Source organism: Mesorhizobium sp. Mes31, from assembly GCF_024519675.1.
Taxonomy (GTDB): Bacteria; Pseudomonadota; Alphaproteobacteria; order Rhizobiales; family Rhizobiaceae; genus Mesorhizobium.
In genome coordinates this window covers 215543-242377 of record NZ_JALJRL010000004.1, presented here as the reverse complement: position 1 = coordinate 242377, position 26835 = coordinate 215543, and the positions used below count along the sequence as shown (strand labels likewise).

Below are 26835 nucleotides of genomic sequence, written 5' to 3'. Positions count from 1 at the left end.
GCGGGCTCTCCTATTGTTCCAAGCCGTCAGGGTCGCGGGGCGCTGCCCAGGCGTGGCGCATGCGTGCATCGCGAAGCAGCGGGTTTCCGCGCTCGTTGAGGCAGCGCTGATGATGGATGACGCCTAGTTGTGCCGCGAGAATGCCGGTGTACGCGAGGCGGTCGGCACGGAAGGGATCGTCGGACAGTGTGAGCAGGCCCGCTGCCGTTCCCATCAGAAGATACAGCCGTTCGGAAGAAAGTTCTCGGCCCACCGATGCGTCAACGACCGGGCAGCAATCGCGTAGCATCTTGCTCGCGGTCAACGACGCTTCCGGCGCGACGGCAGGAAGGTTCGCGCCAGCGGCGGCCATGAAAATTTCATTCAATGCCACGCTCGCGAGGTATTCCGGCGCGAACCTGTTTTGCTCCGTGAGTTGCAAGCACGAAATGGCGTTTTCAACGCGCTGCTTTGCGATGGCTGCAGACGAGATTTCATGATCGATGGGGGTCAAAGCGCGCTCCGATTTTCAAGAACCTCGGCGCAGATGCTGCGCGATATTGGGAGGTTCGTTGAGAACTTGCCGGGCGTCTGCCTGGCGGCGGGAGCGGTCACTCGAGTCCGCAGATATTCGAGTGGGCAAATGATAGCAAAACCTGATGCTCGACGCCAGCGTCATGCCGCGCGCCTCGCGACGTTCTTCGCCATGGCCTTCAGCGCCTTTACGGTCTTGGCAGCACGACGCTGCCGGATGAAAAGGACGAGGTCTGCGGTGCGAATTTCATTTCGCAGGCACTGGAAATACGCTTGGTGATCGAGTCGCTCATCGCGAGTAACCGTTTCTCGATAGTCGTCGACATTGGCCCACCACAGAACCTCGGCGATAATCCCTTGGAAGCCTTTGCGGAGGTATCGAAGCCGCCAACCGACTGCACTTGCTTCAAAGGCGTTTAGCGCTCGCGCCACCGCGGCTACCATTTGGTTCTGATCGTCCTCATGGAGGTCCAGCTTCGATTTCCGGCTATCGAAAAGGCCCAGGGTGTACCGCCCTTCGAACAGCAGATCCACGTGTGGCAGGGCGAGCTTGTTGAACTGGAAGATAAGGTTGGCGACCTCTTCGTGGTGCTCGTCTTCTTCGCGAGAAGGCGGGTTGCCGTCGAAAGCCTGATCGGCGTTCGGGATCGAATAGTCATGCTCGGCGATATGGTTGTCCATTGGGGCGCCCTTTCTGCACTGACAGTGAGGGAAGAGCGCGTGCGAAACTACAGGATTTCGAGACGGCCTAATCGCACAGATCGGCGATGCGGCGAGGGTGGGTTTGGCGTTGGCGGCGGATCAAAAGTTTCAATTCGGCCAAAATTCCTCGCGCTGTCCGACGGCGTCTGGCGCTATCACGTTGGGGTGTCCAGGGGGGTGACCGCCGCGCTGGCGGCAGGGTGGCAGCCGGGGCGGAGGCGGGCCATATCGAGGGCCGATCGTCGAGCCGTGCGCTGCGCGAATGCCGCTGCTCACGCGCCGGGCAGTAGGATTCAACCCACCAGGGGCGGGAGATGGAGGGCGCCGGAGCGCCCTCCGGGTCGTCATGTCCGAGCGTCGGAAACTAGATCGTATGCGCGATACTGGCGCGCGAGCGCGCTGTGAAAAGCGCTCTCGACTTCGTCGGCGCCCTCCAAAGTCGTCAAAATCGAAAGGATCACCATACCTTTGTGGTGGGAGGGATCTGTACGAAAATGCCAGTCAGTTTCCATGTTTGACCTCCCGCATGTGTGGGCAAGTTCTTCATTGTCGAGCCGATTCAGATCGGCCACTTCTTCAGTCATAAAGTCGATAATGAGCGCCATTTGCTTGTTCACCTTCCGCGTTTCAGACGGATTTGGCCCCGGGGTGAAACGGCCGAACAAGCTCGGCCCTGCGCGCCTTTGGGCGACGCCTTGGACATTCGCGCGCAGCCCCGGGACTATGTGCACTATCCTAGTGGAGATAGCTTGTTAAGCGGCGTTTCAGGCCGTATTCAAAGTATAGTTAACCGTTGAGCCAAAGTCAATTGCCGTTTAGCTGGCGATATAGTCAATTTCGTCGCACGTCATATTTGACGCACACGCACGTATACTTGATTCTGGCAAGCGAGGGGGCTATTGAGCCCGACGTGCAATTGGCAGCAGGTCTGCGCCTATGGTGAAATCAGCTCCCTACCTCAAGCAGGCCGCGAACGGAGTGTTTTACGTTCACTGGACGGAAGACCGGATCGGTAAACGGGTCACGACGCGTACGCGGGATTTAAACCAGGCCAAACGGGCGTTGAACTCCTACCTCTTGGCCGGCAAGCCACGAGCGGCGCCGCTCACCGTCCGACCTGCGGCACCGCCGGCCGTCCCGCCCTTGGGAGAAGTCTGGAGCATCTATTTCCAGCGGCACGTCGTACCCAAGCTGATTTCGTCCGACACCGCGAAACAGGCGTGGAGGCAGCTCGAACCGTACTTTGGCAAGCTGCCCGCTTCCGACTTGACGCAAGCGAAGGCCGACGACTACACCGAAAAGCGAATGTCCGGCGCCCTTGGGCGAAAAGTTAAGTCTCCGACAGTTCTGAAAGAGCTGGCGTATATTTGTGCAGCTTTAAAATTCTGCGCAAATCGCGAATTCGTCCCATTGTCTTTCGTCAGAAAGCTGGAGCTCCCCGAGCCCGGGGAGCCACGACAACGTTGGTTGCGGGAAGATGAGATTAAGCGCTTGAAAGACGCTGCCTATGAGATGCGAATACGCCAGGGCGGACCAACGGCGAACCGCCTTTCTCGCATAGAGCGATTCATCGCTTTGGCTTTGGAAACCGCTGGCCGGCAGCAGGCTTTACTCGATCTGACTTGGGATCGCGTAGATTTCGAAATTCGTGTGATCGAGCTAGACGTGCCTGGCCGAAAAAAGACCAAGAAACGGCGTGCGACGGTCCCGATCTCGGATGTTTTGTTGCCAGTGCTCGAGCGTGCTTACGCCGAGCGGATCAACGACTTGGTGCTGGATAACAAGGGAAAATGTTGGGCGCTGCTTCAGCATGTCGCCATTGAGGCCGGGTTCGCTGACGACAGCAAGCGAGCTAGATTTGGCCAGAAACCAAAAGCGACCGGAATTTCACCCCACGTTTTTCGTCACACTGCCGCAACGATGATGGCGCGAAGGGGTGTGCCGCTGTTCAAAATCAGCAAGATTTTGGGCAACTCCCTACCTATGATCGAGCGAGTTTATGCGAAGTATCAACCGGACGATTTGCGTGACGCCGTGAACCTGATCTCGAACAGGCCCAAGTGACCGACCTGACACTGGGGCAAGGTTTAGGCAGCCGAATGAGTGTGTCAGGTTTCGTGCCAAATTCGCATGCCAATAGCTTGCATTTTCATTTTGGCAGGTGCAGTATCGTAGCCTCTAGAACCTATTGGCAGGGAATACAAGCTATGCTCACCGGTTACGCTCGAACGTCAACAGCCGATCAGACCGCAGGATTGGAAGACCAAGTGGCCACCCTGAAGGCTGCAGGTTGCGAGAAAATATTTAGCGAGCATGCGTCTGGCGCTAAGCAGCGCGAGAAGCTGGACGAAGCGCTTCGATTTCTGCGCCAGGACGACGTGTTAATTGTCACGAAGATGGACCGCTTGGCGCGCGATCTCCGCAACCTTCTAGCGGTAGTCGACGAGCTGGAAAGACGTGGCGTGGGACTTCGGATCCTGGATTTTGCAGGCGAGACGATAAACACACGCTCCGCGACCGGAAAGCTGCAACTGGCGATGTTCGCGGCCTTTGCAGAGTTCGAGCGCCAGATGATGCTGGAAAGGCAACGTGCGGGTATCGAAAAAGCGAAGGCAGAGGGCAAATATACCGGCCGAAAGCCCAAGGCGATGAGCCAGGCCGAGAAAATTCGCGAGCTTGCCCGAAATGGCAAGATGCGGACGGCCATCGCGCACGAACTCGGCATCAGTGAGCGATCGGTATACCGGGCACTTGCCGCCGCCTAATCGAAGACGCCGCCGTCGATTTCAGATTTCGCACGCTGCGAGCGCGTCAAGCGATTCACCGCTCGACTAAGTTCTTCCGGCGTCATCTCGTGCGCTGGCTTCTCCTGCTCGGCCTGACGCTCAGTTCGATCAAGCAGCCCTCCGATCTGCATCAACGTCCGTTGCGCTGATGCCTTCGCCTGCGCAGGCGCCTTCTCGTCCCTGCATACCGCCAAGGCGGTTTCATAGGCCACCTCAATACCTTCGACCCGGGCGCGACGAATGATGTCGGCTCGCCGCCGATCGTCCTCGCCGTCTTCGACATCGTTTTCCATTTCGGTCATCCAAATACCCCTTCGCCGCGTTCAATCTGTCGCCGTAGAAGCTCGGCTTTCAATTCGTCGATGCGCGCTTGGAATGCCTGGACTTCGGGCGAGGGCGCCACCGGCGCGGTCGATAGTACCCCATGCGCTTGCTTGGCCTGGTGCCGCTCGCCGCGTCGTCGCTCACGTTCGCCTGCGCTGCCAGGCTTGTGATCTCGCTGCCATTGCTCGTGGGCTAGTCGCTCGTCAGGAGACATGCGCGCTACGCGCTTTGCTCGCTTCGCCGCGGCGCGTTGCAGATTGTTCAGCTTGTGGTTCAGCCTTGCTGGCGAGTTGGGCGAACCGCGAGCGGGGTATGCCGGCCGGTGCCAGTCGTCGCCCTTGGGAGTTTTGCCGCCGTGTTTGCAGCAACGCCCGTTGGCCATCGCGAGGTTTAGGCAAGGTTCGCCGTCGCGCTTCCTGGCAGCACCGCATTTGGGTTGCAGATGGCGGGCGCGGTTCCAACGGATGATCGCTGCGCGGGCGACGGCAACCTGCGCTGAGCTGCCTCGCCACCCACCGGGCACTTTGTGCGGGCCGGGGCGTCTCACAGCCGATTTCCTAAAAGGGGTTGATGAGGTATCGCCGAGCCGACCTCCCAATTCCCATCAATGACTGTCGTTCTGCATGCCGGTCGGACAACTTGTCTTTGCATTCCCAAATTGCCTTGGGCCTTAATCGAGGGGGAGGCGGCGAAGCCGAGCGGGCGGGCGGTGCGCAGCCGCCGATCCCCCTTAAGGGAATTCCGCGGCATTTCCGCCATCAATGAAATCAATGACTTAGGTCGGGTATTTCCGCAAAACACCCTACCATTTCCGCCACCATTTCCGCAAAGTATTTCCGCCAACGATTTCAATGCCTTAGATGTCGCATTTCCGCTTTTCCGCCTATTTCCGCGGCATTTCCGCGAGGACCATTTCCGCCGCATTTCCGCCAATGCGTGAGGGTGCTTCACAGACAAATTGTCCATCGAATGGGAGCCTGCAGCGGAGGCGCTTGCGTTCGGCCTATTCAAAAACACCGTCGGTTCCCTCGCTGTCTTGCTCCGCGTCGGCGACGCGATAGCCTTTGCGCTTGCTCTTCTTGTCGAAGGTTTCTTCCATGATTTCACCGGTGCGCTCCCAGAGATCGAGAAGTCGTTCGGCCTGATCCGCTGCGATCCCAAAGCCTGTGACGATTTGTCGGACGGCCCACCGATCGCCAGTCTTGTGGTTCGACTTCGCCCAAGGGGCGCCGGCATCCCAGGCGGCCTGCATGGCGGCGAATATCCGCGCTGTCAGTTCCGGCGTGGCGTCCGTTTCAACTTGGCCCGAACGGGATGGGACCAGCGAAGAAAGTACCTTTCCCGCTCCGTCGACGCCGACATTGACGACGTCAAACCGGTAAGCGTTGCTCCAGCCATCCGGAGCATCCTTCATTTTTTCGCAATGCAGGTGCCCGGCCAACCGGCCTCGGTCGCATTCCATCCTGAAGACAAAGTCGCCCGCGCCCAGGAGCACCGTCGAGCCGCGCATATCACCCTTCTTGCCTGCATGATGCACGCCTAGCACCAGGCAATCGAATTCGTCTTTCAAGGTGTCGCAGGCTCGCACGAACAGCGACATGTCCTTTTGCATGTTCTCATCCGCGCCAGGCATCGCCCTCGAGACGGTGTCGACGATGATCGCAATCACGGGCTTCCCTAGACCCAGTCGCAGCGTGTTAGCCAGCTTTCGGACGTTCTCCGGCTTCATCAACTCGACGCTTTGCGGAATGAGGTGAAATCGGCCGGCGTTCTGTTCGCGCTGCGGGATCTGATGCTGCTGCATCCAAGCTCTTGCCCGAACCTTCATGCCGGCAGCGCCTTCGCCGGCCAGGAATAGCACAACGCCGTCTGGCTTCGTTTTGATCGGGTCGCCGTGCCAGTCGTTCTTGCCGAATGCGAGATGCAGTGCCCAGTCCAGCGCAATGAAGGATTTCTTGGCCCCCGGCGCTCCGTACAGGAACCCTAGGCTGCGCTCAGGCAGATGCCGGTCGACCACAAATTGGGGATCTGGCATTGAAAGCATATCTGCGATCGACAGCGTCCGGTACATTTCAACGGACGGCGCATCGCTAGGCTGTTCGCCGAATAGGGAGCCGGGGTCCTCTGCGTCAAAGAACTTCTCGATAAGCTGGCGGCGCGCTTCGACGTTCGGCGCGCCGAATTTGCCCCAATCCTTCGACAGCTGGCGCTCGTCCATCTTATGCTGATCGTCGGCGAGGTGAGGCCATACATATACCAGCCGCGCATAGTCGTGTGCGTTGAAGCCTTCGATCCCGCTCAGCCGGATCGCCAGGCTCATCCGCCAGGCCGAGCTGCTGTCGTCGTTGGCATCGCCGATGCGAGCTGAACGATCGCCGGCCCAAAGCTGCTGAAGTCCAGGATGATCGGCTAGCGCCCTTGCAAATCTGGTCTGAAGTTCGGCCGGCAAGTCATCGAGCGACGAATGGGATTGGACATCATTGATGTCGATCGCCAGCCGCGCGGCAAAGATATGCCGATCGGAATCATCTGTGGCTAGGGACAGCAACACCGGCGCCACGGCGTTCGACAACGTTGTCGGCGGGTATTGGCGCCCTGGGTCAGCGCTGACGACTTTTGCCTTACGTTTGATGCGCCCCTTGGCGATCTTGCTCGGCGTCGGAAGGTTTTCGGTGCCGGGGAGACGCAGGATGCGGTCGATATTCTGAACGGCGTCTCCGCCTAGTTCCTGAGCAAGGGCGCGGCCCTGGCTTTCTGCCCACGGCTGGAATGTCTTTGGATCAAGCTTGTCGACAAGGCGCCAAAGGTACTGAAAACCTCCGCCGGAATCGATGATGACCGTCGGCGGGATGGTGCCGGCCGCCAAGCTCTTCGCTTGGGCGGCTAGGGCGTCGCGGGCTTTGGACAGATCCACGCCCGAAGCCGGGTCGACGTCGGCGTAAACAGCTCGGATCTTTCCGATATGCTCTTTCCGCAGCTTATCATTCGGGGCGCTTGCGGCGGGCTCGTTCGCACTGAAATAGACGTTGTTGATCCCGCAATGCTTGTCGACGAAGGCAGCAATGCCGCTCCAATCGGTCGGCGCGAAGGTTCGTCCCTCCAGTGGTGCCCCGTGATCACGGGCCGGATCGAACGCGACGAGGTTGTGGCGCCCCGTCGGGTCCAAAATCTTGAGGAACGAAATTGCTTCCGCCGCGGAGGCAGACATCTGCGGCGTCTTCGCGAGCAAATCGCCGAACGCCACCGCTTGCCCGACCGGGATCTTTTCTGCTAAAGTCATTTCGTTCCCGTAACAAATTTCGACCGGTTCGCCCCCTGCAACGGGGCGGCCGGTCTTCGTTTTTCAGTTTCGTGTATTGTCGACGACGAGCCGCAGATAGGAGCTCGGCGACTTCGGTTTCGGCCGCCGCTGGCTGATCAGAAATTCCACGTCCGAGCGCAGCACATGCATTCTGTTCCGAGCACCAATGCGCCATGCCGTGAGCTGTCCGCACGAAATCCAGTTCCGAATCCAGCTTGCTGACCTTTGCGAAATCGCCGCGGCTTCTGGGATGGTCAGATATTCTGGGGGCGCGTTTTCTCTTGATAATTTCATGGTCGTCATCCTCGTGTTGGGCAAATGATGATGCGAGCCAGGCGCGTGCGAAAACAGCGCCGATTTTAGAGCGCCGATCGCACAACTCAGGCTGCGGTTTGGCGTGCCGTCAGTTCGAGAGCTCGGGTGAACCGCTGGGAGAAGTCATCTTCCGCGCGGATCCTCCCAGCGAGCTCGCTGCCCTTCAGACGACCGAAACGCGGATGCTTTTTGGCTGCCTCCCACAAGGCTAGGAGGCCGCGAACTGTGCTGGTCACCCCGATCATTTCCGCCCTCAAAAGGAGGTCGGTGCTGATGATGCTGTTTCGCCTGATCCCCGCGTTGACCACCTCGAGTAGATCGGCCCGATACCGTGCATCCGCCCGGCGGATATGGTGGCCGGTGAGGGCGCTTGTGAGGCCCTTTGGCGCATCGCGATTGAGTATCGCAGCCACGCGGTTGAACCGATCGCTCTCGCTTCGGCCAAGCGGTGTGACTGATACGACGCCTGCAATGACCCTGGCTGCTGACTTGAATTGATCGCGGTACTGGGTTCTGCCGGGGAGCAGTTTCTGCTCGACAGCCATTTCGGCCAACCGAAGTTCCCGCAGCCGGCGCTCGATGTAGGCTTCGACCTCGGCGGGGCGGGGCGCGGCCAGTCTGCTTTCGGACATGCCGGCCGCTCGAAGATCGTTGATGATGTACTCGCGAAACTCGGTCTCGACGTACGTCAGCAACGGGTTCACGCGCCGCATCCAGGCGGCCACTTGCGGCGGTGTGCTCTCCTGTATCTCGAATGGCGGCCAGTAGAGTTCGACACCTAGGTCGGTCGCCAAGAGGTTGGCGCCGGCCAGTAAAAATGCCAGGCAGCTGTCGGGGTGGGGGCTGGCAAACGACGCATCTTTGTGACGTCTTTCGGTCACGACGTCACCTCAACGCACCGGGCCAGGAAGGAATCAGCGTCGACCCGGCGGATCAGTGTTCGGCCGCCGATCTTCGTCTTCGGCAGACGGTTGTCCTGCAGCAGGCGCCACACACCCGCACGGGATATCCGAAAATAGTCCGCAAGCTCAGGAATGGTGAAGACTGCCGGCTGTACGGCAGTCTCTGTGCGAGCGGCGCGGCTCATGATTGTGCCTCGGCGCGCAGCCGTTCGGTGCGCTGCTGACGAGCGGCCGCACCTCGCTTTGATGGAGTCCATTCTTCGACACCGTCGATGAGGGGCAGGATCGACGCCACCATGACGACTGTGCGCCCAACGAACCGCCGGAAGCAAAGTTGGCCCTCGGCCTCGAGTCGGTACAAGCTGGTCGACGAAACACCCAGGAGATCGGCGGCCAGCGTCAGCGGCAACCAAGGGCGTTGGCGCCAAGGGATTTCGGACTTCTGGCGAAGTGAAGATTTGGTCGAACGCGACGCACGCGTAGCTTGCGCTTGAATGGACATCGATTGGCCTTTCCAGTTAGCGCAAGGGCGCTAGTCGGGGGTGCTTCAGGCCAATCCAGCCAATCCGTTTCTCGATTTCTTCGTCGGACAATAGGCCATTACGGTGTTGTGGTCAATATAATATGGATAGAATCTGTGTCTATGTTGTTATTCTGTTCAGATAAGAGGAATATTATTCAATCTATATTTCGTATGTCGCTTTTCCGTATGCCATTGGAACTATTGCTCTATCGGTCTTTCCCATTTGGCGTCCTCCTTGCGCATGTACGCCCAATGCGCAAGCGAGCCGGGGCGCGTGTCGGCAGGGTAATCAAGGCGAACAACATCCTCGCTGATGGTCCATGGCGCCGGGAAGTCGGCGATCACCTCGGCTCCCACGATCTGCACTTCGTCAAAGTTCGCATCGGAGACTTCGCCGTCGAACACGAAGCGAAGCTTGATATCTGTTCCTTCCCAATCGCAGCTAACCGCTCGAAGGTTGAGTGGGACGGCGTTAAGCAGAGCACGCTGCAGCGACAGCAGTAGTGTCGCGCGTATGTCATTCATAGTGCGCCTTGGTGGAGCGCCGTGCCTTTTCCGATTTCACGCTAGGACACCAATACGCCGCCGCTGGCTAATCCACCTAGAAAGGTCCCGATGCCCTTGAGGCAGGTTTGATAAAACTTCAGCTTGGTTGCATCTTTGCTGATGACGTACAAAACGAGGAAGATGCCGCCGGCGAAAAGCCCCAGCGCGCCAACGATATAGATCCGATAAGCCGGCCTGAAATACCAGGGATCGGGAAGCTGCTTCGGGGCTTTCTTCCGCGGCGCAGCCTCCGCCTGGCTGATCAGCGAGAATCTGGGTGTCTCGATCGAAGTCAGATCAAATCTTTGAAGCACCAAGTCCGAGCCGGATCTCATGCCAAGGAGTTTGGCAGAGGCTTCATTGAGCGAGCCTAGAAGTGCGTTTTTCGTTTTCTCGTCGACGGTGGAATCCTGAATTTGCTTGCTTACCGTGGTGAGGCTGGCGATGATCTCGTCAGTTTGCGCGTTGGCCTGCTGAACTTGGGTCGTCAGGCTTTCAATTACACCATTGGTCTCGGCAAGCTCCGAAATCAGTTCACCCCGCGTCTGCGGTATCTGCGAAACCCACAGACCGGCCGCGAAAGTCATTACCAGTCCGATCGCAAGGGTGAGCATTGCGCCGGCAAGCCCGCTGGTACTGCTACTCGGCTCCGTTTGGTAGGTTACCATCGCTTATCCCCCAGAGTTAAGTTCGCATTGGGCGCGCTAAGTTCCTGCCTTCGTGTACTTTCGGTCAATGCATTTCATTGTCTTTGCACTGCATTATTAGCATGCGCTTCTATTAGTTCTGCTAGACCAGCCCTTGTGGAAGCCAAGCAATAGTCGTTAGATCGCGACGGGAAGGCCTTGGGGAGGGGCTTGGGGATGAAGTTGAGATTGTTGATGGCCGGCACGTTCATGCTGGCACTAGTCGGTTGTCAAACGCCATATCAGGAGATGGGATTTACCGGCGGTGTCACCGCGGCTCCGATCGGCGGCGATGTCTATCGCATTTCGGCCCGCGGTAATGGCTACACCGATCAGACGATGGTCCAAGATTATGTCCTGTTGAAAGCTGCCGAGACAACGCTACAGAGCGGCCATACCCACTTCGTCATCATTGGTGGCCAAGACGCCAGCCGCCAAGAGTTCGGTCAGACGCCCGGTATGATGCAAACGAACGTCATCGGCAACACGGCGTATTCGACCTACACGCCCGGCGCCACCTACCAGATTATCAAGCCTGGCCAGGACGTCATGATCAAGGTCGGCAACCTGACAGGCCAAAACAACTTCGGCGCGTTCGACGCTCAGCAGGTGTTCGATGCGATCAGTCCCCGCGTTTTGAGGCCGTCGAAGGCATAATCCGAAATTCTCGAGGCTGGGAAGATGAGGTCGTTGAATCATCCAACACCCGGTCTCCGATTGGGATAAGCTTCAGCATGACTCCAGGTCAGAGATTTTGGTGGCGAATTTCTCTCGAATTGAAGCTGCGCAAAAGTAGCGGCGACGCATTTCAGGACTTCTTTTCTTCTATGATGTCAAAGGCATATGGGTCTGATTTTGTTCGTTTACGTGCGTTCGGCGTGCTCGGAGATAAGGGTTGCGATGGTTACCTTCAGCCGGTCGGTCATGTCTTCCAATGCTACGGCGCATTGAATGCCGATTCGGGAAAGGTCACCTATCTGATTGGTAAGATGGCGGATGACTTCGCCAAGGCACTCGTCGGCGTTCCTAAGATCATGAAAGAGTGGCATATGGTCCACAATCTCGTGGACGGTCTGCCGATCGAAGCCGTAGAGAGGCTCGATGAGTTGAAGACTGCCAATCCGACGTTGGGATTTGGGTTCATAGGCATTGAAGGATTTGAGCAGCGTATCTTCACCATGGACCTTAGCAGCATCGAGGATCTTCTGGGGATCGCAGCGACGAGCGAAGATGCTCAAAATCTCCAAGCTGCGGATCTGCGAGCCCTAGTAACGAACGTGGCGGTTGCGGCTGACGATACACCGTTTGACGTGACGGCGATCCGCCCCGTCCCGCCGGACAAGTTGGAGTTCAATAAGCTTCCGAGCCACTGGCGTTCCATGATCGCAAGCGGTTGGCAAAATGCACATTTGGTCAGTCAGTATTTGTCCCGGCATCCTGATCCCCTTATCGGAGAGCGCATCGCTCAAGCCTTGCGAGTCCGCTACCAATATGTGAAAGCGCAGAAGTTGCCAGCGAGCGCGATTATGCTATCGCTCTATGAATTCGTTACTGGAATCGGAACAGTAACGCCGGCTCGCCAAGTGGCAGCGCAGGCGCTACTCGCATTCCTATTTGAGAGTTGCGACATTTTCGAAGATGATCCCTCGAAAGTGCTCCCATGATCCTTCCCGGAAAGCACTTGCAGTACGAACGGGCTCTCCTGGGAGTGGGGGCAGAAATCCTTTCCCAGCTGACTGACGATTGCACAGTCTCGGAAATATGGGAACGGGTTCGATATGCACGGGGACCGGCCGCTGCATCCTTATCATTCGACTGGTTCATATTGGCGCTGACATTCCTCTACACGGTTGCCGCAATCGAATTTGCGGAAGGCGCGATACGAGCGAGCTCACCATCATGATCGAAACAATCGAAAGCTCGCTGCCGACGTTCAAGACAGTTCGGTTTCACTCCGGGCTCAATGTTGTCCTTGCTGACACTCGGCCTGATGCAACCGAGAAGCAGACACGCAACAGCGCCGGCAAAACAAGTTTGTTGGAGATCATCCATTTCTTAACCGGTTCAAATTGCGATAAGGATTCGCTTTTTCGGACTAAAGCCCTGGTCGGCCACAGCTTCACTGGTTCGTTCAAGATTTTGGGGAAGGGGTACAGAGTCGAGCGCAGTGGAGCAGATCCCGCGAAGATATTCGTACTTCAGGGCATCGAGAACGATTTCCACTTTCCCACTAAGATCGACAAGACTAGCGGGCGGGCATATATCAGCAACACAAATTGGCGTGTCTTTCTTGGTCACGCGCTTTTCGGGATGCCTGCCGACGTTCGCGGAACAATCTTCGAAGACGCAGGATCGCCGAGCTTCCGGTCTCTCTTCGCCTATTTTTCGCGACGCCGCAGCTCGGGAGCGTTCCTCTACCCCGAACGTCAAGCGGAGCAGCAACAGCGCGGCGACTGGCAGGTAAACCTCTCATACCTTCTTGGCCTCGATTGGAAAATTCCGGCCGAGTTTCAAGCTGTAAGACTACGCGAACGTACGTTGGAAGAGCTGAAAAAGGCATCCAGAAATGGTGCGTTCGGCGGAATCTTAGGCACGGTGGCCGAGCTTCGTCCTCAACTGACTATCGCAGAAACCAAAGCTGAAAAGCTTCGGTCTCAACTCGCTAACTTCGAGGTATTGGACTCCTACCGCGATCTTTCTCGACGAGCTGCCAAGGTAAAAAGCGATATGCAAGGGATCGGCCGCGAGGCCGTTAGCCTCCATGAAACCCGAGAACACCTCGAACGCGCGCTTGCGTTTGAAAGCCCTCCCGATCCCGCTGACCTGCAAAAGCTTTATGCGGCTAGTGGCATAGAACTACCTGGGGTGGCTCTGCGGCGTTTTGATGAGGTCAATAGGTTCTATGACTCGATCATTTCAAACCGACGTGCGCATCTGCAACAAGAGATTGCTGAAACTAGGCTCCGCTTGACCGAGAATGAGGCGAGACTTGCCAGTCTCGATTTGGAGCGGAGCAATATCCTCAGGACACTGGAAGGACGCGGAGCGCTAGACGACTTCTTGACCTTACAGCGCGAACTGTCCGACCTGGATGCGTCTGCAGCCTCGCTTCGCGAGCGATATAAGGCCGCCGAGGTCTTGGAAGGCGAGTCTACTCAGCTAGACATCGATCGTGTCAACTTGAAGCGGCGCCTTCAGGAGGACCATCAGCAGAGAAAGCCGGCATTAGACAAAGCGATATTGCTGATCGCCGATGCGATTAGCGAACTTTACGATGACCGCGTCGGGCGGTTCATTGTAGAGGCCACAGAAAATGGACCTGAGTTTCGTATATCGATCGAAGGTGATCGGGGCGGTGGCATTTCAAATGTCGAAATCTTTTGCTTCGACCTCGCGCTCCTACGCTTGGCGACCGAGCGGTTCGGCGGACCGCGCTTCCTTTTTCATGACAGCCATTTGTTTGATGGTGTGGATGCCCGCCAGATAGCGCGTGCCCTGCTGTTGGGAGCTCGAGCGACGATCGGGGACCATCTTCAATATATCGTCACGATGAACTCAGACATTTTTGACAGCCTACCACTGCCAGCTGAAATCGATCGAGACGCCGTCGTGGTAAAAACGCGGCTGTCCGACGAAACTGAAACCGGCGGGTTATTCGGCTTCCGCTTCGACTGATAGTTCGATCTTTCCGAAACTGAGAGTCGAATCGAGCACGGGCTGAGCGATCTCGAAACAACGATTTCGACAACGAAAATTCCCTAGCCTCGGCGAGCTCTCAAAAATCGTATTGAATTCAGATGGTTAATTGGTACGCCCAAGGGGAATCGAACCCCTGTTACCGCCGTGAAAGGGCGGTGTCCTGACCGCTAGACGATGGGCGCGCTCAGATGAAAGCGGCTTATACTGGCGTTGCGTGCAACCGGCAACCCGTCAGTTGCCGCCTTGGACAACTTTTTTCCAGCCTGTCAAACCGGGTATTTCCCTAGGCGCGGCAAGGTGCCGGTATCTGCTCGGCTGCACTCCTCGGCCAAGGTTACGGCATGGATCCCAAGGGCTCCGCGACGGAGCTTCGCTCCTGCTTCGCCCTGGGATGACGAAGTGCTGTTAGCCGTCGCCACCGCCGCTGCGCCGGCGGCAACGCCAGTTCCAGTCGCGCTCGGGTCCGACATCGACGTGCACGGATTCGGTGTGGCAGTAGGTGCCGACGCCGCCGCGGCCGGGCATGCTTCTGATATAGCTTGCCAGCTCCCATTTCGAAACGCCGGGGACCTGGATGTCGGCGGCGGCGCAATACATGTGCAGCGAATTCTTGGCACCGTTGGCACGCCGGTTGCGGGCCGGGTCGCGATAGCCTGACGTCACCGTCATCTTGCGGCCGTAGTGGCCCTCGATCGTCTTCAACACTCGAACCAGCGAGGGCTTCAGGCACGCAACGTCGACGCTCTCGTTCTGCTTGAGCAATCCGTTGGGCGCCAGCCGGGCCATGCCGGCGGCGGACGCGACCTGATAGGCGCCGGCGCCCGTGCCCTCGTCCTCATTGAGGTCGACGTCGCTTTCGTCGTCGAGGCCGGATTTGCGCTTGATTTCGAACAAGGCCGTCTGGCGCACGCCGGGCAGGGCATCGCTGCCAGTGATGTGGCCGGTCTCGCCGCCGATCGAGGCCAGCTGCACCGGCTTTGCCGTGGAATTGGCCGAGGCCAGAGTGATGATCGGCTTTGCCGGTGCTGGCGCCGGCTTGGCCTGCACTGCGGGCGGCTCACCCGACCTGGTGTTGATGAGCGGCGTCGCCGAGGCGGGCGTGGCGCCAAACATCGAGGCCAAGAAGCCTCTTTTCTTGGGTACTTCGGCCTGGGGCGATTGTGGCATCTCGCCAGCCGTCACGTAGACCGGATTGTTCATCGCCGGCGCGGCTGTGGGCTTTGGCGCGGTCACGCCTGCATCGGCGGCTGCAATCTGTTGCGCAACCGCGTCGTTCTCCCGCCCCGTCTGTGCCGGCTGCTGCAACGACTGCGGCGTGTTACCCGCGATCGTTTCGGCGCCCGCCGGAGTGGTCAGCGGAAAGGCGGCCTGGGGGTTCGCTATTGGTACATAGGCGACCTTCTCGGGAAGCGCCGTATCGCTTGCCGTCATCACGGTCGTCTGCTCGGTGGTGATCTGCGACGAATCGCTGACGGTGGCAGCCTTGGCGCTCGAGGCCGCGCTTATGTCCGATGCGGTAGCGTTGTAACCCGGCATTCCAACCGACATTGTCGGGTCGCCGGCCGAGGTGCAGGAAGCCAGAAGCACGGAGCAAAGCGCTGCCACGATGGCGCGGCGTTCTCCCTTTGCGAGGCTCCATCCTGCTGATTTCAAAGCCAAATTCCCCCTCGATGTCCGGTCGGCATATCCTTGGCGCGGCCCTGAAACGTCGCGACGAGGTACCTTTGTCTCCGATCCGGAAACGAGACCTGTGTCAAATCCGCAAGCCTGGAAGTATTTTTGTCGTGATTGCCGAATTACGGCCGCTCGAAGGTTGACGACACCATTTCGCCCGCTTTTACCGGCCCGTCAACTCACCAGACATTACAGTCCGTTACACACGCACCTTCACATAGGTGCCGGGAGCATCCCCCAAGGTTTTCATATGCTTGCCGGGTTTTCGAGCGGGCACGCGGGTGTTGTCCTTGGCCTCGATCCAGTCTTGCCAGTGCGGCCACCAGGATCCTGGATGTTCGGTGGCCGCGGCAATCCACTGGCCGAAGTCGCCCGCCGGCGTCCCCCCGGTCCAGTACTGATACTTCTTGGATGCCGGCGGATTGACGACGCCGGCGATATGGCCGGACCCGGCCATGACGTAGTCGACCTTGCCGCCGAAATATTTCGAGCCGAGGAAAACGGAGAGCGCCGGCGCGATGTGATCTTCCCTGGAGGCGAGGTTGTAGACCGGAATGGTGATGTCGGCGAGCGACACCATGTGGCCCGCCAGTTCCATCGTGCCGCGCGAAAGGTTGTTCTCGAGATAGCAGTTGCGCAGATAAAAGGAGTGGTTGGCCGCGCCCATGCGGGTCGAATCGGCATTCCAGTAGAGCAGGTCGAAGGGCAGGGGATCCTTGCCGCGCATATAGTTGTTGACGACATAGGGCCAGATCAGGTCGCCCGAACGCAGCATGTTGAAGGCGGTCGCCATCTTGGTGCCGTCGAGGTAGCCCTTCTCGCTCATCGACTTTTCCACCGCCGCGACCTGTTCCTCGTCGACGAAGACTTTGAGGTCGCCGGCATGGGTGAAGTCGACCTGCGTGGTGAAGAAGGTGGCCGACTTGATGCGGTCGTCGCCTTCCTGCGCCATCAGCGCCAGTGCCGCCGCCAGCAGCGTGCCGCCGACGCAATAGCCGATCGCATTGACGTCCCTTTCGCCGGTAGCCTTCTCGATCGTGTCGAGGCCGTATTGCAGCCCTTCGCGTATGTAGGCTTCCCAGCTCTTGGTGCCGTGGCGCTCGTCGGGGTTGATCCAGGAGATGACGAACACGGTGTGGCCCTGTTCAACCGCCCAGCGGATGAAGGACTTCTGCGGATTGAGATCGAGGATGTAGAACTTGTTGATCCATGGCGGGCAGATCAGCAGCGGCCGCTTGAGCACCATCTCGGTCGCGGGATCGTACTGGATGATCTCGGCGACATCGCTGCGGCCAACCACCTTGCCGGGAGTGGTGGCGATGTTCTTGCCGATCTCGAAGGGCGAATAGTCGGCCTGGCGCAGCTTCAGATCGCCCTTGCCGGCGGCGATATCCTCGGCCAGCATCTTCATGCCGCGTACCAGGTTTTCGCCGTTCGAGGCTACGGTTTCGCGAAACAATTCCGGGTTGGTCAGGATGAAATTCGACGGCGAGATGGCGTTGGACACCTGCTTGACGTAGAAGCCGGCCTTGTGGCGGGTGTGCTCGTCCAGGCCATCGGCGTGCTCAACCAGGTCGGCCGCCCAGCGCGAGGTGACGAGATAGGCCTGCTTGAGAAAATCGAAGAAGGCGTTGCGGCCCCATTCGGGGTCGAGAAAGCGCTTGTCGCCGCGTTCCGGCTTGACGGCGTCTTCAGTGCCCTCGGCGGCGTTGCTGGTGCGCTGAATGGCGTTGGCCCAGACAGTCATGTAGCCGGAGAACAGCCGCGTCTGCGCTTCCAGTGCGCGCTGCGGATCGGACAGCCAGTATTCGCTGAGCTTGGAGAAGGTCTTCACCATGTCGACAACCGGCTCGGCAACGCTATCGCGCACCTCGCCTTTTTCGCGTGGCTCGGCCCACGCGGAAGCAGCCTTGCCGGCCTGCTCGATCATGCGCGCCATGTTCAGGGCAAAGCGTTCCGGGTCCTTCACCAGATATTGCTCGACGGTCGAAGGCTCGTCATCTTCCGCTTTGCCCGAATCGGGTGTCTTGGACATGGTTCGCGGGGTTCCTCCCGAAGCGTTTTCTTGACATATTAACATGGGACATCCGACCGGGTCCAATCTCGCTCTACCTCGGCTGCCAAGGAAACAATATGACGATTAATATTGGCGAGACTGTTTTTTTCGGCGCTGGACGTTTTTTGCGCACCGGCGCGGCGATCATCCTTCTGGGGACTGCCGGGTGTTCGAGCACCAACGGCCCGGAGCCCGTCGCGGCGGGCATGGGGCCGAAGGACACCGGCACCTTTCCAAACCTGAACATCAAGCCGCAAGTGGCGGCGCCGCAGTTCACCGAAGCCGAGAGGAACGCCAAGCTTGCGCAATTGAAGGCGGATGAGAACGCGCAAGGCGCGAAAGGGGGCGGCCCCAAGGTCACCGATCAGGCGGCGCTCAAGGATCTGGCCAAAAAACATGGCGGCGAAACGCTGAAGCAGATCGAAGGCAAATGCGACCCCGCCCTCGACCCTACCTGCAAATGAGTATATAGGGCGCGCGCAAACGCGCCCTCCCAAACACCAAGTGATGTCTGGAACTGCCATGGAAGAATTTCACAAGGTCCGCCGGCTTCCGCCTTACGTCTTCGAGCAGGTCAATCGGCTCAAGGCCAGCGCCCGTTCGCGCGGCGCCGACATCATCGACCTCGGCATGGGCAATCCGGACCTGCCGACGCCCAAGGCGATCGTCGACAAACTGTGCGAGGTCGTGCGCGATCCGCGCACCCATCGTTATTCCTCTTCGCGGGGCATTCCGGGCCTGCGTCGCGCCCAGGCCAACTACTACGCCCGCCGCTTCGGCGTGAAGCTCAATCCCGACACGCAAGTGGTGGCGACGCTGGGTTCGAAAGAGGGCTTCGCCAACATGGCGCAGGCGATCACCGCCCCGGGCGACGTGATCCTGTGCCCCAATCCGACCTATCCGATCCATGCTTTCGGCTTCATCATGTCGGGTGGCGTCATCCGCTCGCTGCAGGTGGAGCCTGATGACGGCTTCATCCCGGCGCTCGAGCGCGGTGTTCGCCATTCGATCCCGAAGCCGCTGGCGCTGATCCTCAACTATCCGTCGAACCCGACGGCACTGGTCGCTTCGCTCGATTTCTACAAGGACGTGGTGGCGTTCGCGAAGAAGAACGACATCATCATCCTTTCCGACCTTGCCTATTCGGAGATCTATTTCGACGGCAATCCGCCACCCTCGGTGCTGCAGGTGCCGGGCGCGATCGACGTCTGCGTCGAGTTCACCTCGATGTCGAAGACCTTTTCCATGCCCGGCTGGCGCATGGGCTTTGCCGTTGGCAACGAGCGGCTGATCTCGGCACTGACGCGGGTGAAATCCTATCTCGACTACGGCGCCTTCACGCCGATCCAGGTGGCGGCCGCGCATGCGCTCAACGGCGACGGCGCCGACATCGCCGAGGTGCGCGACATCTACCACAAGCGTCGCGACGTGATGGTCGATTCCTTCGGCCGGGCCGGCTGGGCCATTCCCGCGCCCGCGGCCTCGATGTTCGCCTGGGCGCCGATTCCGGAGCCGTTCCGTCATCTCGGCTCGCTCGAATTCTCCAAGCTGCTCATCGAGCACGCCGACGTGGCGGTGGCGCCCGGTGTCGGCTTTGGCGAACATGGCGACGATCACGTGCGCATCGCGCTGGTCGAGAACGAGCACCGGATCCGGCAGGCGGCGCGCAACATCAAGCGCTTCCTGTCGACCAGCGCCAAGCAACCCAACAACGTGGTGCCGCTTTCCGCACACCGGTAGGCTTGCCGCACACAATTTCGATCTGACCTGAAGGACGTCGCCGGCTATGGCTGAAGCACTGCGTGTTGGAATTGCCGGTCTTGGCACGGTTGGCGCTTCGGTGGCGCGCGTGCTGCGCGACAAGGCGGCGGAACTGACCCGGCAGTGCGGCCGCGATATCATCGTCACCGCGGTCTCGGCGCGCGACAGGAAACGCGATCGCGGCGTTGATCTCGGTTCGGCGAAATGGTTCGACGATCCGGTCAAGATGGCGCAGGCCGACGATATCGATGTTTTCGTCGAACTGATCGGCGGCGACGAGGGACCGGCGCGCGCCGCGGTGAAGGCGGCGCTCGAAGCCGGCCATCATGTCGTCACCGCCAACAAGGCGCTGCTCGCCAAGCATGGTGTTGCGCTGGCCGAGATCGCCGAGAAGCGTGGCGTGCTGCTCAACTACGAGGCGGCGGTGGCGGGCGGTATTCCTGTCATCAAGACGATGCGCGAGGCGATGGCCGGCAATTCGGTCACCCGCGTGTTCGGCATTCTCAACGGCACCTGCAACTATATCCTCACCCGCATGGAGGCCGAGGGCATCTCGTTCGACGCTTGCCTGAAGGACGCGCAACGGCTGGGCTATGCCGAGGCCGATCCGACCTTCGACATCGAGGGCCACGACACCGCGCACAAGCTGTCGATCCTGACCAGCCTTGCCTTCGGCACGAGGATCGCCGCCAACGACATCTATATGGAAGGCATTTCCAACATCACCCAGGCTGATATCCGCGCGGCCGGCGATCTCGGCTACCGGATCAAGCTGCTCGGCGTCGCGCAGCGCACCGAAAGCGGCATCGAGCAGCGCGTGCACCCGACCATGGTGCCAACGGCCTCGGTCATCGCGCAGGTGCATGGCGTCACCAATGCAGTGGCGATCGAGACCGACATACTGGGCGAACTGCTGCTCTCCGGCCCCGGCGCCGGCGGCAACGCCACAGCCTCGGCCGTCATCGGCGACATCGCCGACATCGCCAAGAGCCGGCCCGGCTTCCAGCATGGCCCGGTATTCGGCCGGCCGGCGAAGGAACTGAAACCCTACAAGAAAGCGCAGATGCGCAGCCATGCCGGCGGCTACTTCATCCGCCTGACCGTGCACGACCGCATCGGCGTGTTCGCGGCGATCGCCAAACGCATGGCCGACAACGATATCTCGCTCGAATCGATCGTCCAGCACGCGGTCAGCGAGGAGGCGGCGGCGCAGAAGACGGTGATCCTCGTGACTCACGAGACGACCGAGGCCGCCGTGCGCAAGGCCGTCGACGGCATCACCAAGGATGGTCACCTGACCGACAAGCCGCAGGTTATCCGCATCGAGCGGGCAGGGTAGCTTCCAGTCGGGCCGCAGCGCGAGCAAGATCGCGCCGGTCTTGCACCTCGGCACCATGGCAAACAGCCGCGATATGCCGGAACGAATTCGCCCCGGCGCCGTTCTCTTGGTCAGCAACCCAAAGGAACCGCTTCATGGCCGATACCAACAAGTCCGACACCCCCCATATCGACGACATCCAGAAAGCGCTGGAAAAGCAGATCGCCGAACTGCGCAAGGAGATCACCAAGATCAACAAGAGCATTTCGGCGCGCGGCGCGGAAATGCTGGACGACGCCAGCGAGCAGGCTTCCGATTTCTACGAGACGGCGGCGAGCCGCGCGTCGCGAACCGCGCAGCAGCTGCGCACTCAGGCCCAGGCAGTGTCGGAAGTCGCGCGCGACAATCCCGGCACGACGACCGCCGTGGTCGGTGTGATCGGCCTGCTCGGCTTTCTGGCCGGGCTCGCGATTGGCCAGTCGATGAACGACACGCCGCGCCGCTGGTATTGATGGCGTAACGATAGAGCCGGCTTTGCCGGCTCATTTCCTCGTTTCGGTAAATCATTTCCAGGAGGGCATTATGGCTTCATCGATGTTGATAGGCATCCTGATCACGTTCCTTGTGATCATTCTCGTTCTCTATCTGGTTCAGCGTCTGCCGCTCGACGCCAGGATGAGGCAGATCGTCCAGATCATCGTCATCATCATTGGCATTATTTCTCTGCTCAAATATCTCGCGGTCTTCTAGGCGCGCGCGAAGCGCGCCAATGCGTCGCGGCTGGCTGTGATAGGATCATGCAGCCGACCGGCAACCGATCATGATTTTTCACTTTTTCAGGCCGGCCCGGTTCTTCCCGACCGGGCCGGCCGCATTTTCAAAAATGTGGTTTAATCGATTGATATTGCTGGTTATTCGATAAAACTCTCGACAGGTCTTGCCGTTGTCATGCTCGTTTGACAAAAGAGACGCGCCTCCGGCGGGAGGCGGCGTGCAAGCGAGGATCTGCCGAAATGAATGTGGCCCAGAACATCGTCGCCGGTCTTGACCGGATACTCACCATGGAGCTGGTGCGCGTCACCGAACGGGCCGCTGTCGCCGCCGCGAGGTTGCGCGGTCGCGGCGACGAGAAGGCGGCTGACCAGGCCGCCGTGGATGCCATGCGCCAGGAGCTCAACCGGCTTGCCATCAAGGGCACGGTGGTGATCGGCGAGGGTGAACGGGACGAGGCGCCGATGCTCTACATCGGCGAGGCGGTCGGCTCCGGCAAAGGTCCGGCCGTCGACATCGCGCTCGATCCGCTCGAGGGCACGACGATCTGCGCCAAGAACCTTCCCAACGCGCTCGCCGTCATCGCGATCGCCGAGAAGGGCAGTCTGCTGTTCGCGCCCGACGTCTACATGGACAAGATCGCCATCGGGCCAGGCTATGGCGATGGTGTCATCGACATCGATGCCTCGCCGGCCGACAACATCGCAAGCCTCGCCCGGGCCAAGGGCGTCGCGGTGTCGGACATCACCGCCTGCATCCTCGACCGGCCACGCCATGCCAAGCTGATCGACGCCGTGCGCGCCACGGGTGCCGCGATCCGGCTGATCGGCGACGGCGATGTCGCCGGCGTCATCCACACCACCGATCCCGAGGAAACCGGCATCGACATCTATCTCGGCACCGGGGGCGCACCAGAAGGGGTGCTGGCCGCGGCGGCGCTACGGTGCACCGGTGGCCAGATGCAGGGCCGGCTGATCCTCGATTCGCCGGAGAAGGTCGCGCGCGCCGCGAAAATGGGTATTTCCGATCCGAAGCGGGTCTATCGTGCGGAAGACATGGCGCGCGGCGACGTGCTGTTCGCGGCCACTGGCGTCACCGACGGCAATATGCTGGCGGGGGTCAAGTTCGGCCGCAACTACATCACCACCCACACGATCGTGTTGCGCTCGTCCTCGCGGACCGTGCGCGAGATCAAGGCCCGGCACCAGGATCTGGATAAGTTCTAGACCGGCTTGCGAAGCCACCTCGCAGTCGTTAGCCATCTGGTTGCATCCGATGCTGGCTGTAAGGACCTGGCGATGAAACCGTTCGACTGGCACGCCGACCCGATCTCGCGTGCCACGGCCATCACCAAATCCTATCGCAACACCCAGAACGTGCGCCGCTTTCTCATCCGCGAATGCGGCGATGCGTTCAGGTTCGACCGACCTTTCATGGCTTGGCTCAAGGACGGTGCGCAAAAGACGATGGGGGATGCCGCCGACGAATGGCTTCGGCGCCAGGCTGAAAAGCGGAAAGCGTAGTTTTCTTGAGGTCTCCCATCACCGCGAACCGCTTGGCTTTGCCTGCCTTTGGCCTATCCTGCGGCCACATATGAGTTGGCAAACCGCATGACCGGCGAACGGCGCCTCTTCCTCGACGTCAGGCAATCGGCTACCGGCGTTTCCTGGGAGCACCGGCTGACCGAGCGGCAGGACATGATTGCGCTCGCCATCGCGCAAGGCCATGGCGTGCCCGACATCGTCGCGCGCGTGCTTGCCGGCCGCGGCGTCACCGCCGAGCAGACCGAGCGGTTTCTCGATCCGACGATCCGCGACCTGCTGCCGGATCCGACATCGCTGACCGACATGGACAAGGCGGCGGCCCGCATCGCCGCTGCGGTGATCGCCAGGGAGAAGGTGGCGATCTTCGGCGACTATGACGTCGACGGCGCTGCCTCGTCGGCCTTGCTGAAGCGTTTTCTCGCGCATTTCTCGGTGCCGTCGGAAATCTATATCCCGGATCGCATTTTCGAGGGCTATGGTCCCAATCCCGACGCCATGCGCGAACTCGTTTCGCGCGGCGCGACACTGATCGTCACCGTCGATTGCGGCACCAACAGCGCCGCCTCCATCGATGCCGCCAATGCGGCCGGCGCCGATGTCGTCGTGCTCGATCACCATCAGGTTGGCGGTCCGTTGCCGGCGGCAATCGCTGTCGTCAATCCCAACCGCGACGACGACCTCTCCGGACAGGGCCATCTGTGCGCCGCCGGCGTCGTCTTCCTCGCCCTCGTGCAGACGGCGAAGATCCTGCGTGGCCGTATGGCCGACGCCGAGCCGCCAGACCTGCTTTCGCTGCTCGATCTGGTGGCACTTGCGACCGCCTGCGACGTGGTGCCGCTGATCGGCGTCAACCGCGCCTTCGTGGTCAAGGGGCTGCAAATGGCGCGACAGCAAAAGAACGAAGGGCTGGCGGCACTCGCCCGGGTTTCGCGTATCGGCGAGCCGATCAGCACCTTCCACCTGGCCTATCTCATCGGGCCGCGCATCAATGCCGGCGGGCGCATTGGCGATGCGGCACTTGGCAGCCGCCTGCTTGCCACCGACGATCCGGTCGAGGCTCGCGCCATCGCCGAAACGCTGGACCGGCTCAATCAGGAACGGCAGCTGATGGAGCAGGAGATGCTGGCGGCGGCGCGCGCCGAGGCCGATGCCGAGCTTGCCGGTGGCAATGGCCCTGCGATCGTCGTCACCGCCAGCAACAACTGGCATCCGGGCATTGTCGGCCTGCTCGCCTCACGGCTGAAGGATCACGCGCGGCGGCCGGCCTTCGCCATCGCCTTCAATGCCAACGGCGTCGGCACCGGTTCGGGCCGATCGGTATCGGGTTTCGACCTTGGCCGATTGGTGCGAGAGGCCGCCGATGCCGGGTTGATCGTCAAGGGTGGCGGCCATGGCATGGCGGCCGGCATCACGGTCGAGCGGTCGAGACTTGGCGAGCTCCGGGCGTTCTTTGAAGAGCGGGCGGCGGCCGATGTGTTCCGGCTGCAGGGCGAGGAACGCCTGGCGATCGATGGCGCGCTGGCCGCCGAAGGCGCGACGGTTGGTTTGCTCGACGCGCTGGAGAAGGCGGGACCATTCGGTGCCGGGCATGCCGCCCCCGTCTTTGTGCTGCCGCGTCATCGGCTGGCCGACGCCAGGCCGGTCGGCACCAACCACATTCGCGTCGACTTGCAGTCGGAAAGTGGCGGCCGCATCCAGGCGATCGCCTTCCGCGCCGTCGATACCGCGCTTGGCGAATTCCTGTTCAAGAACCGGGGCAAGACGGTGCATGTCGCCGGCTCGCTGTCAGGCAATTACTGGAACGGCAACCGCACGGTGCAATTTCGCATTGTCGACGCGGCCCGCGCGTAGGTTTGATCAGGCGAGAACGGTCTGCAGCCGTGTCAGTTCGCCGATCTGCGCCATCGTTGCCTCATAGCCGAGGCGGATCGCCTCGTCGGCGCGATGGAATTCGGTCAGGCCGATATGGCTGAGCTTCGGCTGCAGCGACATGTCAGGCGGATCGCCGGCAAGCCTGGCGCGCGAAATGCGGTCCTGGATGATGTTGAAGGCTTCGACCATGACGCCGGTAATGCCGAGCCGTGTCTCGCGGGACTGGCGTTCCATGTCGACCTGGCCGGGCCTCGGCGCGTCCTTTTCAACGACCAGTTCGCCGGCGCTGTGCTTGATGACGGCGGCGCGGCCGAACAGATCATAGTGAAGGTTGACCGCCACAACGAGCGGCTGCTCATAGGCGCGGCAGACCGAAACCGGAACCGGGTTGACCAGTGCACCGTCGACCAGCACGCGGCCGTTGCAATTCACGGGCTCGAACACGCCAGGCAGCGCATAGGAAGCGCGCATGGCGGTGATCAGCGAGCCGCTCGACAGCCAGATTTCATGGCCGGTGCGGATCTCGGACGTGACTGCGACGAAGGGCTTGGGCAGATCCTCGAAACGAACACCGGCCACGTGTTCACGCAGGCGGGCATCCAGCTTCATGCCGCCGAACAGGCCGCTGCCGCGCAGATTGAGGTCTAGCAGACCGAAGATGCGGCGCCTGGTCAGGCTGCGGGCGAAGTCTTCCAGCTCATCCAGTTTGCCGGCGAGGTAACAGCCGCCGACCAGCGCGCCGATCGAAGTGCCGGCGATCATCGAGAGCTCGATACCGGCCTCATCGAGCGCGCGCAGCACGCCGATATGGGCCCAGCCTCTGGCACAACCGCCACCCAAGGCGAGCGAAATGCCTGTTTTCTTTGCAGGTTTTGGTTCTGATGCGCCGCCCGACGAAGAGAGGCCGTTGGCTTCCCGAACGTCTGGTCTGTTACGCAATGACGCCCACTCGAGCACCATAATCTCCCTTGTCCCACTCCCTTTCTACGGGAAGTACGTTTGAGAATAGTGAATATGAGTGGTTTGTGAATATTGAATGGTTCACAAAGGCTTCCGATACGTGTTTTCCGCATCGAACAGCGGCTTGCTGCCATCGCCGGCAAGCGTCGCCTTGCCGTTGATCAACCCCACCGTCCGATAAAAGCATGAACGCCGACCGGTGTGACAGGTTGCGTCGTGGCCCAACACTTTGACGCGCAGCCACAATGCATCCTGATCGCAGTCGGCGCGCATTTCGACGACATGCTGGAAATTGCCCGAGGTTTCACCCTTCTTCCAAAGTGCATTGCGCGAGCGCGACCAGTAGTGGGCGATGCCGGTTTCCAGCGTCAGCCCCAGCGCCCGCGCATTCATGTGCGCCACCATCAACAGCATGCCATCTTCGGCATCTGTGACGACCACCGTGACGAGGCCGGCGGCATCAAAGCGCGGCGAGAGGACAGTGCCTTCCTCCAGCGCTTTCTTGTCTGACGGAGCTTTCGGAAATTCCAGTGCCGACATCGCCGGTTCATTTTCCTGTTTGACCATGATCTCTGGACAAAC

30 protein-coding genes and 1 tRNA gene are annotated in these 26835 nt (G+C 60.3%); 15 read left to right on the top strand and 16 right to left on the bottom strand.

Annotated features, from left to right (window positions below):
• Positions 1-10: 10 nt before the first annotated feature.
• From NR193_RS08975 to NR193_RS08965, 3 genes are all read right to left on the bottom strand, one after another.
• Positions 11-493: a hypothetical protein gene (locus tag NR193_RS08975; protein WP_256750512.1), complete on the bottom strand. Its 483-nt coding sequence runs from the start codon at positions 491-493 to the stop codon at positions 11-13.
• A gap of 161 nt (positions 494-654) precedes the next feature.
• Positions 655-1194: a hypothetical protein gene (locus NR193_RS08970; protein WP_256750511.1), complete on the bottom strand. Its 540-nt coding sequence runs from the start codon at positions 1192-1194 to the stop codon at positions 655-657.
• A 365-nt stretch (positions 1195-1559) separates the two neighbouring features.
• Complete coding sequence (locus NR193_RS08965) at positions 1560-1820, bottom strand: hypothetical protein (RefSeq protein WP_256750510.1); 261 nt, start codon at positions 1818-1820, stop codon at positions 1560-1562.
• A gap of 331 nt (positions 1821-2151) precedes the next feature.
• On the opposite strand from NR193_RS08965, the gene NR193_RS08960 reads away from it, so the two are divergent.
• Together NR193_RS08960 and NR193_RS08955 are read left to right on the top strand one after the other, a co-directional pair.
• Positions 2152-3279, top strand: a complete 1128-nt coding sequence (locus NR193_RS08960) for a site-specific integrase (RefSeq protein WP_256750509.1) — start codon at positions 2152-2154, stop codon at positions 3277-3279.
• A gap of 143 nt (positions 3280-3422) precedes the next feature.
• Complete coding sequence (locus NR193_RS08955; protein WP_256750508.1) at positions 3423-3980, top strand: recombinase family protein; 558 nt, start codon at positions 3423-3425, stop codon at positions 3978-3980.
• On the opposite strand, the gene NR193_RS08950 is transcribed toward NR193_RS08955, so the two are convergent.
• Complete coding sequence (locus NR193_RS08950) at positions 3977-4303, bottom strand: hypothetical protein (protein WP_256750507.1); 327 nt, start codon at positions 4301-4303, stop codon at positions 3977-3979. The genes NR193_RS08955 and NR193_RS08950 overlap by 4 nt on opposite strands.
• Positions 4304-4932: 629 nt before the next feature.
• On the opposite strand from NR193_RS08950, the gene NR193_RS08945 reads away from it, so the two are divergent.
• Positions 4933-5265, top strand: a complete 333-nt coding sequence (locus tag NR193_RS08945) for a hypothetical protein (RefSeq protein WP_256750506.1) — start codon at positions 4933-4935, stop codon at positions 5263-5265.
• Between the two features lie 63 nt (positions 5266-5328).
• Here the strand turns inward: NR193_RS08945 and NR193_RS08940 are convergent, their stop codons facing one another.
• The 7 genes from NR193_RS08940 to NR193_RS08910 form a co-directional block, all read right to left on the bottom strand.
• Positions 5329-7605 carry an AAA family ATPase gene (locus NR193_RS08940; RefSeq protein WP_256750505.1) on the bottom strand — a complete coding sequence of 759 codons (2277 nt, stop codon included), beginning with the start codon at positions 7603-7605 and terminating at the stop codon, positions 5329-5331.
• Between the two features lie 63 nt (positions 7606-7668).
• Positions 7669-7920 carry a helix-turn-helix domain-containing protein gene (locus tag NR193_RS08935; protein ID WP_256750504.1) on the bottom strand — a complete coding sequence of 84 codons (252 nt, stop codon included), beginning with the start codon at positions 7918-7920 and terminating at the stop codon, positions 7669-7671.
• A gap of 86 nt (positions 7921-8006) precedes the next feature.
• Positions 8007-8822, bottom strand: a complete 816-nt coding sequence (locus NR193_RS08930; protein ID WP_256750503.1) for a hypothetical protein — start codon at positions 8820-8822, stop codon at positions 8007-8009.
• Positions 8819-9028 carry a helix-turn-helix domain-containing protein gene (locus NR193_RS08925; protein ID WP_256750502.1) on the bottom strand — a complete coding sequence of 70 codons (210 nt, stop codon included), beginning with the start codon at positions 9026-9028 and terminating at the stop codon, positions 8819-8821. The genes NR193_RS08930 and NR193_RS08925 overlap by 4 nt, the downstream gene beginning before the upstream one ends.
• Positions 9025-9345: a hypothetical protein gene (locus NR193_RS08920; protein ID WP_256750501.1), complete on the bottom strand. Its 321-nt coding sequence runs from the start codon at positions 9343-9345 to the stop codon at positions 9025-9027. Before NR193_RS08920 ends, NR193_RS08925 begins: the two co-directional genes overlap by 4 nt.
• A 219-nt stretch (positions 9346-9564) precedes the next feature.
• A complete protein-coding gene (locus tag NR193_RS08915) occupies positions 9565-9891 on the bottom strand; it encodes a hypothetical protein (protein WP_256750500.1) in 327 nt (108 codons plus the stop codon).
• A gap of 41 nt (positions 9892-9932) precedes the next feature.
• Positions 9933-10580, bottom strand: a complete 648-nt coding sequence (locus NR193_RS08910) for a hypothetical protein (protein WP_256750499.1) — start codon at positions 10578-10580, stop codon at positions 9933-9935.
• A 195-nt stretch (positions 10581-10775) separates the two neighbouring features.
• Between NR193_RS08910 and NR193_RS08905 the strand changes: the two genes are divergently transcribed.
• From NR193_RS08905 to NR193_RS08895, 4 genes are all read left to right on the top strand, one after another.
• Entirely contained in the window at positions 10776-11255 is a 480-nt protein-coding gene (locus tag NR193_RS08905; protein ID WP_256750498.1) for a hypothetical protein, read from the top strand.
• Between the two features lie 77 nt (positions 11256-11332).
• Positions 11333-12262: an ABC-three component system protein gene (locus NR193_RS08900; RefSeq protein WP_256750497.1), complete on the top strand. Its 930-nt coding sequence runs from the start codon at positions 11333-11335 to the stop codon at positions 12260-12262.
• Positions 12259-12501, top strand: a complete 243-nt coding sequence (locus NR193_RS33560) for an ABC-three component system middle component 6 (RefSeq protein WP_309145397.1) — start codon at positions 12259-12261, stop codon at positions 12499-12501. The genes NR193_RS08900 and NR193_RS33560 overlap by 4 nt, the downstream gene beginning before the upstream one ends.
• Positions 12498-14273: an ABC-three component system protein gene (locus tag NR193_RS08895; RefSeq protein ID WP_256750496.1), complete on the top strand. Its 1776-nt coding sequence runs from the start codon at positions 12498-12500 to the stop codon at positions 14271-14273. The genes NR193_RS33560 and NR193_RS08895 overlap by 4 nt, the downstream gene beginning before the upstream one ends.
• A gap of 131 nt (positions 14274-14404) precedes the next feature.
• Here the strand turns inward: NR193_RS08895 and NR193_RS08890 are convergent.
• The 3 genes from NR193_RS08890 to NR193_RS08880 form a co-directional block, all read right to left on the bottom strand.
• Positions 14405-14479: transfer RNA gene (locus tag NR193_RS08890), tRNA-Glu, on the bottom strand.
• Positions 14480-14702: 223 nt separating this feature from the next.
• Complete coding sequence (locus NR193_RS08885; protein ID WP_256750495.1) at positions 14703-15956, bottom strand: D-Ala-D-Ala carboxypeptidase family metallohydrolase; 1254 nt, start codon at positions 15954-15956, stop codon at positions 14703-14705.
• Between the two features lie 214 nt (positions 15957-16170).
• Entirely contained in the window at positions 16171-18006 is a 1836-nt protein-coding gene (locus NR193_RS08880) for an alpha/beta hydrolase (RefSeq protein WP_256750494.1), read from the bottom strand.
• A 98-nt stretch (positions 18007-18104) separates the two neighbouring features.
• On the opposite strand from NR193_RS08880, the gene NR193_RS08875 reads away from it, so the two are divergent.
• The 8 genes from NR193_RS08875 (at position 18105) to recJ (ending at position 25272) form a co-directional block, all read left to right on the top strand.
• Positions 18105-18491, top strand: coding sequence for a hypothetical protein (locus tag NR193_RS08875; protein ID WP_256750690.1), 387 nt, complete (start codon positions 18105-18107; stop codon positions 18489-18491).
• Between the two features lie 58 nt (positions 18492-18549).
• Positions 18550-19767, top strand: a complete 1218-nt coding sequence (locus NR193_RS08870) for an LL-diaminopimelate aminotransferase (protein ID WP_256750493.1) — start codon at positions 18550-18552, stop codon at positions 19765-19767.
• A 46-nt stretch (positions 19768-19813) separates the two neighbouring features.
• Positions 19814-21127 (top strand): homoserine dehydrogenase, encoded by a 1314-nt coding sequence (locus NR193_RS08865; protein WP_256750492.1) that lies wholly within the window; start codon positions 19814-19816, stop codon positions 21125-21127.
• A 134-nt stretch (positions 21128-21261) separates the two neighbouring features.
• Positions 21262-21618, top strand: coding sequence for a hypothetical protein (locus NR193_RS08860; RefSeq protein ID WP_256750491.1), 357 nt, complete (start codon positions 21262-21264; stop codon positions 21616-21618).
• Positions 21619-21688: 70 nt separating this feature from the next.
• Complete coding sequence (locus tag NR193_RS08855) at positions 21689-21856, top strand: Thivi_2564 family membrane protein (RefSeq protein ID WP_081293949.1); 168 nt, start codon at positions 21689-21691, stop codon at positions 21854-21856.
• A gap of 263 nt (positions 21857-22119) precedes the next feature.
• Complete coding sequence (glpX, locus tag NR193_RS08850; protein WP_256750490.1) at positions 22120-23103, top strand: class II fructose-bisphosphatase; 984 nt, start codon at positions 22120-22122, stop codon at positions 23101-23103.
• Positions 23104-23175: 72 nt separating this feature from the next.
• On the top strand, positions 23176-23400 hold the full coding sequence (locus NR193_RS08845; protein WP_256750489.1) for a DUF6434 domain-containing protein: 225 nt from the start codon (positions 23176-23178) through the stop codon (positions 23398-23400).
• 87 nt (positions 23401-23487) lie between these two features.
• Positions 23488-25272, top strand: a complete 1785-nt coding sequence (gene recJ, locus NR193_RS08840) for a single-stranded-DNA-specific exonuclease RecJ (RefSeq protein WP_256750488.1) — start codon at positions 23488-23490, stop codon at positions 25270-25272.
• Between the two features lie 6 nt (positions 25273-25278).
• Here the strand turns inward: recJ and NR193_RS08835 are convergent, their stop codons facing one another.
• Together NR193_RS08835 and hisI are read right to left on the bottom strand one after the other, a co-directional pair.
• The gene (locus NR193_RS08835) at positions 25279-26250 is read right to left on the bottom strand and encodes a patatin family protein (RefSeq protein ID WP_256750487.1); all 972 of its coding nucleotides are present in this window, start codon (positions 26248-26250) and stop codon (positions 25279-25281) included.
• Between the two features lie 84 nt (positions 26251-26334).
• Entirely contained in the window at positions 26335-26793 is a 459-nt protein-coding gene (hisI, locus tag NR193_RS08830; RefSeq protein WP_256750486.1) for a phosphoribosyl-AMP cyclohydrolase, read from the bottom strand.
• Positions 26794-26835: the final 42 nt, after the last annotated feature.